The sequence below is a fragment of the Pseudomonas sp. EA_105y_Pfl2_R69 genome (assembly GCF_963970915.1).
Classification (GTDB): Bacteria; Pseudomonadota; Gammaproteobacteria; order Pseudomonadales; family Pseudomonadaceae; genus Aquipseudomonas.
Window position 1 is genome coordinate 968,468 of record NZ_CAXAOO010000001.1, and the last position, 12,214, is coordinate 980,681.

General features: G+C 64.4%; 9 protein-coding genes. 6 read left to right on the top strand and 3 right to left on the bottom strand.

Annotated elements, in window-relative coordinates:
* Window positions 1-222: 222 nt before the first annotated feature.
* Entirely contained in the window at window positions 223-1,203 is a 981-nt protein-coding gene (locus AACY13_RS04240) for a tripartite tricarboxylate transporter substrate binding protein (protein WP_339459518.1), read from the bottom strand.
* Window positions 1,204-1,243: 40 nt separating this feature from the next.
* The gene (locus AACY13_RS04245; protein ID WP_339459519.1) at window positions 1,244-2,647 is read right to left on the bottom strand and encodes an enolase C-terminal domain-like protein; all 1,404 of its coding nucleotides are present in this window, start codon (window positions 2,645-2,647) and stop codon (window positions 1,244-1,246) included.
* A gap of 634 nt (window positions 2,648-3,281) precedes the next feature.
* Here AACY13_RS04245 and kdgD point away from each other — a divergent pair.
* From kdgD to AACY13_RS04275, 6 genes are all read left to right on the top strand, one after another.
* Window positions 3,282-4,193: a 5-dehydro-4-deoxyglucarate dehydratase gene (gene kdgD, locus AACY13_RS04250; RefSeq protein ID WP_339459521.1), complete on the top strand. Its 912-nt coding sequence runs from the start codon at window positions 3,282-3,284 to the stop codon at window positions 4,191-4,193.
* A gap of 130 nt (window positions 4,194-4,323) precedes the next feature.
* Entirely contained in the window at window positions 4,324-5,760 is a 1,437-nt protein-coding gene (locus tag AACY13_RS04255; RefSeq protein WP_339459522.1) for an aldehyde dehydrogenase family protein, read from the top strand.
* A gap of 143 nt (window positions 5,761-5,903) precedes the next feature.
* A complete protein-coding gene (gene gudD, locus AACY13_RS04260; RefSeq protein ID WP_339459524.1) occupies window positions 5,904-7,259 on the top strand; it encodes a glucarate dehydratase in 1,356 nt (451 codons plus the stop codon).
* Window positions 7,260-7,332: 73 nt separating this feature from the next.
* Window positions 7,333-8,691: an MFS transporter gene (locus tag AACY13_RS04265; RefSeq protein ID WP_339459525.1), complete on the top strand. Its 1,359-nt coding sequence runs from the start codon at window positions 7,333-7,335 to the stop codon at window positions 8,689-8,691.
* A 24-nt stretch (window positions 8,692-8,715) separates the two neighbouring features.
* A complete protein-coding gene (garD, locus tag AACY13_RS04270; RefSeq protein WP_339460009.1) occupies window positions 8,716-10,272 on the top strand; it encodes a galactarate dehydratase in 1,557 nt (518 codons plus the stop codon).
* Between the two features lie 104 nt (window positions 10,273-10,376).
* Window positions 10,377-11,315, top strand: a complete 939-nt coding sequence (locus tag AACY13_RS04275; protein WP_339459526.1) for a 2-hydroxyacid dehydrogenase — start codon at window positions 10,377-10,379, stop codon at window positions 11,313-11,315.
* A 197-nt stretch (window positions 11,316-11,512) separates the two neighbouring features.
* Here the strand turns inward: AACY13_RS04275 and AACY13_RS04280 are convergent, their stop codons facing one another.
* The gene (locus tag AACY13_RS04280) at window positions 11,513-12,064 is read right to left on the bottom strand and encodes a tetratricopeptide repeat protein (protein WP_445262521.1); all 552 of its coding nucleotides are present in this window, start codon (window positions 12,062-12,064) and stop codon (window positions 11,513-11,515) included.
* Between the last annotated feature and the right edge of the window lie 150 nt (window positions 12,065-12,214).

Here is a 12,214-nt window from a genome sequence, read left to right on the forward strand (position 1 = left end):
ATAGTCAAACCGACCGGGTCACTGAACCTGTTCACGATCTGCTGCGCGTCGGCCCTGCGGCGTTAAAAGCAGACTCGGAAAGCCACTTGTGGCTAACGCGCTTTAGCGCGGCCCCGAAGGGGCGAGTGAAACGAGTAATGCTCATTTACTGCTCGTAAACTCCGCTTCCTCGCCTGCTTTTGCCTTGCATGGCTCTAGCTCGCGAAATCGTGAACCAGGTTCCTACTTGTTGCGCAGAGCATCCTTGTACTGCATGAAATCGTCGCGGGTCTTGCTCAGCACGGCGATGGCTGCTTCGGTGCCATGGTAGGCCACCGGCTGCTTGAAGGACTTCTTCAGCTCATCGGCGTACTCGGGCATCTCGGTGATCTGCTGCATGATGCCGGCCATCTTGGCCACGATGGCCGGGTCGGTGCCTTTCGGGAATGCGACCACATAGGGCTTGTCGATGGTGAAGTCGACGCCTTGCTCCTTGAAGGTCGGCACATCGCCGAGCAGTGCATTGCGCTCGCTGTTGGGCTGGCCGAGGGCGAACATCTGGCCACCGGTGACGTAGTCCTGCACCGAACCGTAGCTGATCGCACCCAGATCGATACGCCCGCCCAGCAGGGCGACGACCTTCTCCGACACGGTGCCGGCGTCGACCATCTTCAGTTTCACCCCGGCCAGCTGTTCGAACATCAGCCCCTGGATATGCGAGAAGCTGCCCATCTCTGTGCCGTAGCTGACGCTATTGGGGTTGGCCTTGGCCTTGTCGATCAGCGCCTGCAGGCTCTTGACCCCGGCGCTCTCACTGGAAACGAAGATTGCACCCTTGTCCACGCCAGCGATGCAGGCAATATCGAAGGCCTCGAAGCTGTCATCCGACAGGCCCGCCACTTCGTTGACGATCAGCTGGCCGGTGTGGGTAAAGAGGATGGTATTGCCGTCCGCCGCCGCGCCTTTGACCTGCTCGGCGGCCAGGGTGCCGCCACCGCCGGCGACGTTGGTGACCACCATGTTCTTGCCGGTGATCTTGTTGAAGTACTTGGCCATCATCCGGGCGTTGAAGTCGGTATCGCCGCCGGGGTTGGCGATCACCACCACCTGCACCGGGCGGGTTGGCCAGTTGACTTCGTCGGCGGCGAAGGCGCTCGACTGGGCGGCGAGCACACCCATGCCGACCAGGGCAGAGAGGAGGGAGGCGCGGATTGTTTTTTTCATTGGAATTCTCCGGTGAGTGGGCTTGCGGCGAAGCGATTAATTAGGCCGGCGTGCGGCCAAGGCTCGGTTGCTTGGGGTGGTACTGCCAGCCTGGCACCAGGTATTGCATGGCCATGGCGTCGTCGCGGGCAGCACCGGCGACCTGTCGATAGAGTTCGTGGGCGAGCATGATCCGGTCCATGTCCGGCTCGATACCCAGGCCCGGTTTCTGTGGCACCTGCACCCGACCGCCGATGATCTGCAGCGGTTCACGGGTCAGGCGCTCCTGGCCTTCCTGCCAGATCCAGTGGGTGTCGATGGCGGTGATGCGCCCCGGCGCGGCGGCGGCCGCGTGGGTGAACATGGCCAGGGAAATATCGAAATGGTTGTTGGAGTGCGAGCCCCAGGTCAGGCCGAATTCCTCGCACAGCTGCGCCAGGCGCACCGAGCCCTGCATGGTCCAGAAGTGCGGGTCGGCCAGGGGGATATCGACCGCTTCCAGGCGCAGCGAGTGGCCCATCTGCCGCCAGTCGGTGGCGACCATATTGGTGGCGGTGGGGATGCCGGTGGCGCGCTTGAATTCGGCCATGATCTCCCGGCCGGAGTAACCGTTTTCCGGGCCGCAGGGGTCTTCGGCATAAGCCAGCAGATGGCCCTGGCCCTTGCACAGCTCGATGGCCTCGGCCAGCGACCAGGCCCCATTCGGGTCGAGGGTCACCCGGGCTTCGGGGAAGCCGGCCTTGATCGCCGCCACCGCCTGCATTTCCTCGGCACCGCGCATTACCCCGCCCTTAAGCTTGAAGTCGCTAAAGCCGTAACGCGCATGCGCCGCTTCCGCCAGGCGCGCGATGGCCTCTGGGGTAAGGGCGGGCTGATGGCGCAGGTGATACCAGTCGCCAGTCGCACCCTGGCCGGCCAGATAGGGCAGGTCGCTGCGCTGGCGGTCACCTATATAGAAGAGGTAGGCGAGCATCGGCACGCTGTCGCGTTGCTGGCCGTTGCCGAGCAGTTCGGCCACCGGCACCTCGAGGTGCTGACCGAGCAGGTCGAGCAGCGCGGCTTCGACGGCGGTGATCACGTTGTCCAGGCGCAGGTTGATCTCGTGCGGCTGCTTGAGTACGGCGGCCTCAGCTGCGGACGTTACCTGATGCACGGTGGCCTGAGGCCCGCCGCCGTCGCGCCCGGCGATGGCCTGTCGCAGGCTATTGAGCACGCGGTTGTAGCGGCCGACCGGCTGGCCGATGACCAGCCCCTTGCTGCGCTCCAGGGCCTGGCGAATGCCTTCGCCGCCGGGCACTTCGCCGACGCCGCTGCGCCCGGCGCTGTCTTTCAGTAGCACCAGGTTGCGGGTGAAGTAGGGCGCATGGGCACCGCACAGGTTGAGCAGCATGCTGTCGTGACCGGCCACCGGGATCACCTGCATGTCCACCACTCGCGGGCTGTGCGTATGGGCTTGTTCAAGCATGGGCAGGGTTCTCCAGGGGCAGGGCAGCGGGGGCGCGGAGCCGTGCGCCAGCCGCACCAAGGCGCGGCGTTGCGGGCAGGGCGCGATGCAGGGGGCGCAAGCAGGAATGAGGGCGATGGTTCGGCGCGGCGCGACGCAGCAGATGCGGAGCGCTGCGCGGGGGCACGGCGCACAAGGCGGCTGGGCCCTGGCTGGCGACAGCGAGCGGGCAGATGGAAGGCGCGTGTGTCTTGCTCGTGGTAATCATGGCTGGGCCTGATTTTTTGTTTTTAGAATTGTCATACGTTGTCGTATGACTTGGCCGGATTATCAACAGCGTCTGACGAACTTGTCAACGCGCCGTTGTGCGAAAAGTGCCGGCGGCGACCATCGGTTATGGGGACGGCGTGGCTCTACAACTTAAGTCGCGACAATCGCCACTGGCTCTGCAATGGCCATGGCAAGGCTTTATTCTGGGCAATTGCTGCGGGCTCGGCGGGTTGTGGCGGCAAACAGCCGACGAAAAGGGCGGTGGCAGGTCAGGCGATGGCCGGTCGAGAAAAGTGATGACATCGATCATTGTTGTACGATAACGTATCTCTACAGTCTCGACTGCTGCTCCTCTCCACCATTCGCTCTACAGGGTGTTCGCACAATGAATCCACAAGAACTGAAGTCCATCCTCTCTTCCGGTCTGCTGTCCTTTCCCGTGACCGACTTCGATGCTGCCGGCGATTTCCGCGCCGATACCTATGCGCGTCGCCTGGAATGGCTGGCACCCTATGGTGCTTCGGCACTGTTCGCCGCCGGTGGTACGGGTGAGTTTTTCTCCCTGACCGGTAAAGAGTATTCGGCGGTGATCAAGACCGCAGTGGATACCTGCGCGGGCAGCGTGCCGATCCTCGCCGGCGTCGGTGGCCCAACCCGCCAGGCCATCGAAATGGCTCAGGAAGCCGAGCGTCTGGGGGCTAAAGGTCTGCTGCTGCTGCCGCATTACCTGACCGAAGCCAGCCAGGAAGGCGTTGCGCTGCACGTCGAGGCCGTGTGCAAGTCGGTGAAGATCGGTGTGGTGGTGTACAACCGCAGCGTTTGTCGCCTGAACGCACCGCTGCTGGAGCAGGTGGCGGATCGCTGCCCGAACCTGATCGGCTACAAGGATGGCATCGGCGATATCGAGCTGATGGTGTCCATCCGCCGTCGTCTGGGTGATCGCCTGAGCTACCTCGGCGGCCTGCAGACCGCCGAAGTCTATGCCGCTGCTTATAAGGCCCTGGGCGTGCCGGTGTACTCCTCGGCGGTGTTCAACTTTATCCCCAAGACCGCGATGACCTTCTACCACGCCATGGCGCGTGACGATCACGCCAGCGTTGGCAAGATCATCGACGAGTTCTTCCTGCCGTACCTGGCCATCCGCAATCGCTGCGCCGGTTATGGCGTCAGCATCATCAAGGCCGGCGCGAAGATTGTTGGGCATGACGCCGGTCCCGTGCGCACCCCGCTGACCGATCTGCTGCCGGAAGAGTACGCAATGCTCGCCGCGCTGATCGAAGCCCAGGGCGCGCAATAAGCAGTTGAACGTGGCGGGCCAAGCCGCCGTAGGGTGCGCTGTGCGCACCAGCCGTTCGTCGTCATTGGTGCGCACGGCCTGGGCGGCCCCGCGACACCCTACGCAAGCCATACATAGCTAGGAAGGGATCATGAACAAGCGTTACGACAACTATATCGGCGGCCAATGGGTCGCTGCTGCCAGCTACTCGAGCAACACCAGTCCGTCCGACCTGGCCGATGTGGTCGGCGAATACGCCCAGGCCGATGCCGCCCAGGTTGAGCAGGCCATCGCTGCAGCCCGCGCCGCGTTCCCTGCCTGGTCGACGTCCGGCATCCAGGCGCGCAGCGATGCGCTGGATAAGGTCGGCAGCGAAATCCTCGCCCGCCGTGAAGAACTCGGCACCCTGCTGGCCCGGGAAGAGGGTAAGACCCTGCCCGAAGCCATCGGCGAAGTCAGCCGCGCCGGCAATATCTTCAAGTTCTTTGCCGGTGAGTGCCTGCGTCAGGCCGGCGAGCTGCTGGCCTCGGTGCGTCCCGGCGTATCGGTGGAAGTCACCCGTGAGCCGCTGGGCGTGATTGGCCTGATCACCCCATGGAACTTCCCCATCGCCATTCCCGCCTGGAAAGTCGCTCCGGCCCTGGCCTACGGCAACTGCGTGGTGTTGAAGCCGGCCGATCTGGTACCGGGCTGCGCCTGGGCGATTGCCGAAATCATCTCCCGCGCGGGCTTCCCGGCCGGCGTGTTCAACCTGGTGATGGGCAGCGGCCGCGTGGTCGGTGAAGCCATCGTGCAGAGCACTCAGGTGGATGGCGTCAGCTTTACCGGTTCGGTCGGTGTCGGTCGCAGCATCGCCGCCAGCTGTGTGGCGCGTGGTGCCAAGGTGCAGCTGGAAATGGGCGGCAAGAACCCGCAGGTCATTCTCGACGACGCCGACCTGAAAACCGCCGTGGAGCTGTCGGTGCAGAGCGCCTTCTACTCCACCGGTCAGCGTTGCACCGCATCCAGCCGTCTGATCGTCACCGCCGGGATCTACGACCAGTTTGTTGCGGCCATGGCCGAGCGGATGAAGTCGATCAGGGTCGGCAACGCCCTGGAAAAAGGCGTGGACATCGGTCCGGTGGTGTCTCAGGCGCAGCTGGAACAGGACCTGCGTTATATCGAGATCGGCAAGCAGGAGGGCGCACGCCTGGTCTGCGGCGGCGAGCGCGTTTCCTGCGAGCAGGACGGCTACTACCTGGCACCGACGCTGTTTGCCGACAGCACTGCCGATATGCGCATCAGCCGCGAAGAGATCTTTGGCCCGGTGGCCAATATCGTCAAAGTCGCCGACTACGATGCGGCACTGGCCATGGCCAATGACACCGAGTTCGGCCTGTCCGCCGGTATCTGCACCACCTCGCTGAAGTACGCCAATCACTTCAAGCGTCATGCCCAGGCCGGTATGGTCATGGTCAACCTGCCCACTGCCGGGGTGGATTACCACGTGCCGTTCGGTGGCCGTAAAGGTTCGTCCTACGGCAGCCGCGAGCAGGGCAAGTACGCCCAGGAGTTCTACACCACGGTGAAGACCACCTACATCGGTTAAGACCGGCACCGGTCTCACCCGATGTAGGGTGGATCACGCTTCACCGATCCACCACAGCGTCGTTGTGGTGGATGAAGAAGCGTCATCCACCCTACGGCCGCAACAAGAGCTTTATCCCGCCCAACAATAAAAAGGGAACGGTCATGAGTACACAGAACACTGCCGGTGCCTTTGCAGGTGCCCCGATCATCACCGAGCTGCAGGTTGTGCCGGTTGCCGGCCACGACAGCATGCTGCTGAACCTGAGTGGTGCCCACGGCCCATTCTTTACCCGCAATATCCTGATTCTCAAAGACAACGCCGGGCATATCGGCGTGGGTGAGGTGCCCGGTGGCGAAGCCATCCGCCAGACCCTGGAAGATGCCCGCGCGCTGCTGGTCGGTCAGTCCATCGGCAACTACAACGGTCTGCTTAATCAGGTGCGCCAGGCCTTCGCCGACCGCGACTCCGGCGGTCGCGGCCTGCAGACCTTCGATTTGCGCATCACCATCCATGCCGTCACTGCCCTGGAAGCGGCGCTGCTCGACCTGCTCGGTCAGCACCTCGGCGTGCCGGTCGCGGCCCTGCTCGGTGAAGGCCAGCAGCGTGATGCGGTGGAGATGCTCGGTTACCTGTTCTTTATCGCCGACAAGGGCAAGACCGATCTCGGCTACCGCGACGAGCGCAATGCCGACGACGCCTGGTTCCGCGTGCGTAACCAGCAGGCGCTAAGCCCCGAGACCATCGTTCGTCAGGCCGAAGCGGCGCATGCGCGCTATGGCTTCAATGACTTCAAACTCAAGGGCGGGGTGCTGCAAGGTGCCGAGGAAGTCGAGGCGATTCGCGCCCTGGCGGCGCGCTTCCCCGAGGCGCGGGTAACCCTCGACCCGAACGGTGGCTGGTCGCTGGCCGAAGCCGTGCACCTGTGCCGCGATCTGCATGGCGTGCTGGCCTATGCCGAAGACCCCTGCGGCGCAGAAAACGGCTATTCCGGGCGCGAGGTGATGGCCGAGTTCCGCCGCGCCACCGGCCTGCCGACCGCGACCAATATGATCGCCACCGACTGGCGGCAGATGGGCCACTGCATCCAGTTGCAGTCGGTGGATATTCCGCTGGCCGACCCGCACTTCTGGACCATGCAGGGTTCGGTGCGCGTGGCGCAGATGTGCAACGAGTGGGGCCTGACCTGGGGCTCGCACTCCAACAACCACTTCGATATTTCCCTGGCGATGTTCACCCACGTGGCCGCTGCCGCGCCGGGCAAGGTCACGGCCATCGACACCCACTGGATCTGGCAGGACGGCCAGTACCTGACCCATAACCCGCTGCAGATCGAAGGCGGCCTGGTGCAGGTGCCATCGAGCCCGGGATTGGGCGTCGAGCTGGATTGGGATGCCCTGGCCAAGGCTCACGAACTGTACAAAGGCATGGGCCTGGGCGCGCGCAACGATGCCGTGGCCATGCAGTACCTGATCTCCGGTTGGCAGTTCGACAACAAGCGGCCTTGCCTGGTGCGTTGAGCCGGCGACCCGACGGCCTGGTGTCCAAGGACACCGGGCCCGTTTCACGCGAATTTCTCGATGAGTTGGCCAGATGCAAGCAGTCAAACCAGGCCGGGTGCGTTACTCCATCCTGCTGATGCTGTTCCTCGTCACCACGGTCACCTTTGCCGACCGCTCCAGCCTGTCGATTGCCGGTGCCGCGTTGCAGGCGGATCTGGGTATCGATGCGGTGATGCTCGGCTATATCTTTTCCGCGTTCGGCTGGGCCTATGTGATCGGGCAGATTCCCGGTGGCTGGCTGTTTGATCGCTTCGGTGCCAAGCGCGTGTATTTCATCACGCTGCTCTGCTGGTCGCTGTTCACCCTGTTGCAGGGCGTTGTCGATATGCTGCCGCTGGCTTGGGCGGTAGGCACTCTATTTCTGCTGCGCCTGGCGGTAGGCTTTGCCGGGGCACCATGCTTTCCCGGCAATGCGCGGATCATCGCCGCCTGGTTCCCCACCCGCGAGCGGGCCACGGCCACCGCCATGTCCACGTCGGCGCAGTATGCCGCCACTGCGGTATTCGCCCCGCTGATGGGCTGGGTGGTGCAGGACATGGGCTGGCAGTATGTGTTTTTCGTGCTGGGCGGCCTGGGCCTGTTGCTCTGTGGCGTGTGGCTCAAGGTGATGCACAGCCCGCGTGAGCATCCCCATCTTGGCGTGGCCGAGTTCGCCCATATCGAAGACGGCGGCGGCTTAATTGACCTGGCCCCACGGCCGGCCGGTGCGGGCGGTTCGCAGTGGCGCACCCTCAGGTTGCTGCTGACCCAGCGCACGCTGATCGGCCTGTATCTGGGCCAGTACTGCAACAACGCCATTACCTATTTCTTCCTCACCTGGTTTCCTGTGTACCTGGTGCAGGCGCGCGGCATGAGCATTCTCACCGCCGGCTTGATGGCCGCGCTGCCAGCGATCAGCGGCTTCGTCGGCGGCATGCTTGGCGGCCTGGTGTCGGACGGGCTGCTGCGCAGCGGCTACTCGCTGACCCTGGCGCGCAAGCTGCCCATCGTCGTCGGCATGCTGCTGGCCAGCTGCATCGTGCTGAGCATCTATGTCGACAGTGATAGCGCCGTGATCGCCCTGATGGCCCTGGCGTTCTTCGGCAAGGGTTTCGGCTCGCTCGGCTGGACGCTGGTGGCCGACACCTCGCCGCGGCAGATCGTTGGCCTTTCCGGCGGGCTGTTCAATACCTTCGGCAACCTGGCGGCGATCACCACACCTATCGTGGTCGGTTACCTGGTCAGCCACACCGGCTCATTTGACGCGGCGCTGATCTATGTCGGTGCCAACGCTGTGCTGGCGGTCATCAGTTACCTGTTTATCGTCGGTCGTATTCACAGGATCGAGCTGGACGAGCCGCCAAGCCTGGCGGCTGCAAGCGCCGTGGCGGCGTCCAACTTGAAATCCTGATCCGAACTAGAGGAGAGCATGTCCATGCAGTTGATTTCCCATCAGGATTCGCCGCGCTATATCCGCCTGCACCCGGCCGACAACGTCGGTGTGGTGGTCAACGAGCAGGGTGTGGCTAAGGGCGGCTGTTTTGCCGATGGCCTGATGGCCGTCGAAGGCATTCCGCAGAGCCATAAGGTGGCCTTGCAGAATATCGCCGTGGACGGCGAAGTGGTGCGCTACGGCGAGGTGATCGGTTATGCCCTGGAGCCCATCGCCGCCGGGCGCTGGGTGACCGAAGCGCAGCTGCGCATGCCCGAGCCGCCGGCCCTGGACAACCTGCCCAAGGCGACCCTGGCCGCGGTGCCGGTCGAACCGCTTACCGGCTACAGCTTCGAGGGTTTCCGCAACCCGGACGGCACGGTCGGCACGCGTAATATCCTCGGCGTGACCACCACCGTGCAGTGCGTGGTCGGGGTGCTCGACCATTGCGTCGAGCGGGTGCGCAAGGAGCTGTTGCCCAAGTACCCCTATGTCGATGACGTGGTCGCCCTGTCGCACAGCTATGGCTGCGGCGTGGCGATCAATGCGCCGGACGCGGTGGTGCCGATCCGCACCCTGTACAACATCAGCCGCAACCCCAACCTCGGTGGTCAGGCGCTGGTGATCAGTCTCGGCTGCGAGAAGCTGCAGGCCAGCCAGTTGATGGATGGCGACCAGTTGACCAATGGCATGGAGGAGGAAGAGTGGCTTTTCCGTCTGCAGGACTCCAGCAACGGCTTTGCCGGTATGGTCGAGCAGATCATGGCGATGATCGAGGCGCGCCTGCAGGTACTCAATCAGCGCCGCCGCGAGACGGTACCGGCGTCTGAACTGTCGGTCGGCATGCAGTGCGGCGGCAGCGATGCGTTTTCCGGCATCACCGCCAACCCAGCTTTGGGTGTGGCCGCCGACCTGCTGGTGCGCGCCGGTGCCACGGTGATGTTCTCCGAGAACACCGAGGTGCGCGACGGCATCCACCTGCTGACCCCGCGCGCGGCCACGGTGGAAGTGGCCGATGCGCTGATCCGCGAAATGGACTGGTACGACCGCTACCTGCAGCGCGGCATGGCCGACCGCAGCGCCAACACCACGCCGGGCAACAAGAAGGGCGGGCTGAACAATATCGTCGAAAAGGCCATGGGCTCCATCGCCAAGTCCGGCTCCAGCGCCATCGCCGGGGTGGTTTCGCCGGGCGAGCGGGTGCGTGGCAAGGGCCTGTGGTTCTGCGCCACCCCGGCCAGCGATTTTATCTGCGGCACCCTGCAGATCGCTGCCGGGATGAACCTGCACATCTTCACCACCGGGCGTGGCACGCCCTATGGCCTGGCCATGGTGCCGGTGATCAAGGTCGCCACCCGTACCCAGCTGGCCGAGCGCTGGCCGGACCTGATCGACGTGGATGCCGGGCAGATCACCAGCGGGCGCATGACCCTCGAGGAAATGGGCTGGCATATCTTTCAGCTGTATCTGGATGTCGCCAGCGGCAAGCAACAGACCTGGGCCGAGAAGCACAGGCTGCACAACGACCTGGTGCTGTTCAACCCGGCACCGGTCACCTGAATGCCGGTGCGCGCGGCGCACCCTGCGGAGCAGGCGCGTACGGACTGTAGGGTGCGCCGTGCGCACCAATTTCCACCGAGATAGAGGCCATCCCAGGAGCCGACATGAACAAACCCCAGGTACTGCAGATCGGCCCGCTTAGCGAACGCTTCAACCGCACGCTGGCTGATCACTATCAGGTGACTGCGCTATGGCAGCAGGCCGATCCCCTGACCTTTCTGCACGAGCAGGGCGGGCAGTTCGAGCTGCTGGTGTCTTCGGCCCGCTTTGGTTGCAGCACTGAGCAGCTGGCGTGCCTGCCGAAGCTGCGCGCCATCTGCAGTTTTGGCGTGGGCTACGACCCCTATCCGCTGGAGCTGTTGCGCGAGCGCGGTATCGCCCTGAGCACCACCCCGGATGTGCTCAACGATTGCGTCGCCGACCTGGCCATGGGCCTGATCATCGACACGGCGCGGCGCATGTCGGAAAGCGACCGCTTCGTCCGCGCTGGCAACTGGCCGAATGCAACCTTTCCGCTGGCGCGCAAGGTCAGCGGCAAGCGCCTGGGAATCGTCGGCCTCGGGCGCATCGGTGAGGCCGTGGTGCAGCGCGCCAGCGGCTTCGCCATGGCGGTGCGTTACCACAACCGCAAGCCGGTGGCCGCTTGCCCCCATGCTTATGAGGCCAGTCTGATCGAATTGGCGCGCTGGGCGGATTTTCTTGTGCTGACCTGCCCCGGTGGTGCGTCTACCCAGCACCTGGTCGGTCGTGAGGTGCTTGAGGCCCTGGGGCCGGAGGGCATTCTGATCAATGTCGCGCGCGGTTCGGTGGTCGATGAGTCGGCGCTGATCGCCGCCCTGCGCAGCGGTGCCCTCGGCGCTGCCGGGCTGGATGTGTACGCTGCCGAACCACAGGTGCCGCTGGCACTGCGCGAGCTGGATAACCTGGTGCTGCTGCCGCATATCGGCAGCGCCAGCGAAGAAACCCGCTGGCAGATGGAAGAGCTGGTGCTGGCCAATCTGCAGGCCTTTGTCGAACACGGCGAGCTGCTCACGCCCCTGTGAGCGGCGGCTGTACCCCATATGCGTTTCGGCGGCTGCCGCCACGCCTATAACCCGGTTGGGTCACAAGCCTGTACCGGGTCTTTCTCAACGTCGTTCTCGACACCCCCGCAACGGCGCGCCACAAGCGCGCCGTTTTTTCTGTTCAGGCTCTTGGAGCCAATGGCCCTGGCCAACGCAGGTGGTTTTTCAACGGACTGTTAGGGCCGCTTCTCCAGGGCAGTGCAACTGGCCGGGTAGTTCTGCTGGCAGGCACTCTGGAACAGGCGTCGAGCCTGAGCGGGATCGCGCGGTACGCCTTGCTCGCCGCGCAGGTAGAGGTTGCCGAGGATATGCTGGGCCATCGGGTTGCCACTGGCGGCGGACTGGTTGAGGTACTTGAGCATCTGCGCCGGGTTGGCGAGGTCGGGGTTGTCGCGGCCGGTATAGAGGTAGGCCAGGCTCACTGCTGCCATGGCGTGGCCCTTGTCGGCGGCCTGTTTCCACCAGTACTCGGCCTGCTTGAGGTTCTTGTCCGGTTTGCCGACGAAGTACAGGCTGCCGAGCTGGAACTGGCTGTCGAGATCGCCGCGCCTGGCCTGCGCCAGCAGCCGCGCCTCGTTGGCCGCATCGGCGCTGGCGGGTGGTTGCGCCTGGCCTGTCGTGGGGGCCTGCGGGCCGGTGGTCTGGCTGGCGCAGCCGACCATCAGCAGTGCGGCGCAGAACAGGGCGAGGGGCAGCGGGCGGACCCGGGGGGCGCGTGTCATGGGCATTCCTTGTGCGGGTTGGCGGATGTCTGTCTGTGCACCTGCGGTCTGGCGGCGCTGCGGGCAGTCTCGAGCAGAAGACCTCGGCCGCGGGCGCAAGTTGCGTCGCCGGCCGCGGGTGTGTGCCGGCGCGTGCGGTCGGAATTCATCGTAGTT

Coding starts and splice junctions, on each gene's coding strand:
- AACY13_RS04240 (WP_339459518.1), bottom strand. CDS start 1,203: ATGAAAAAAACAATCCGCGCCTCCCTCCTCTCTGCCCTGGTCGGCATG.
- AACY13_RS04245 (WP_339459519.1), bottom strand. CDS start 2,647: ATGCTTGAACAAGCCCATACGCACAGCCCGCGAGTGGTGGACATGCAG.
- kdgD (WP_339459521.1), top strand. CDS start 3,282: ATGAATCCACAAGAACTGAAGTCCATCCTCTCTTCCGGTCTGCTGTCC.
- AACY13_RS04255 (WP_339459522.1), top strand. CDS start 4,324: ATGAACAAGCGTTACGACAACTATATCGGCGGCCAATGGGTCGCTGCT.
- gudD (WP_339459524.1), top strand. CDS start 5,904: ATGAGTACACAGAACACTGCCGGTGCCTTTGCAGGTGCCCCGATCATC.
- AACY13_RS04265 (WP_339459525.1), top strand. CDS start 7,333: ATGCAAGCAGTCAAACCAGGCCGGGTGCGTTACTCCATCCTGCTGATG.
- garD (WP_339460009.1), top strand. CDS start 8,716: ATGCAGTTGATTTCCCATCAGGATTCGCCGCGCTATATCCGCCTGCAC.
- AACY13_RS04275 (WP_339459526.1), top strand. CDS start 10,377: ATGAACAAACCCCAGGTACTGCAGATCGGCCCGCTTAGCGAACGCTTC.
- AACY13_RS04280 (WP_445262521.1), bottom strand. CDS start 12,064: ATGCCCATGACACGCGCCCCCCGGGTCCGCCCGCTGCCCCTCGCCCTG.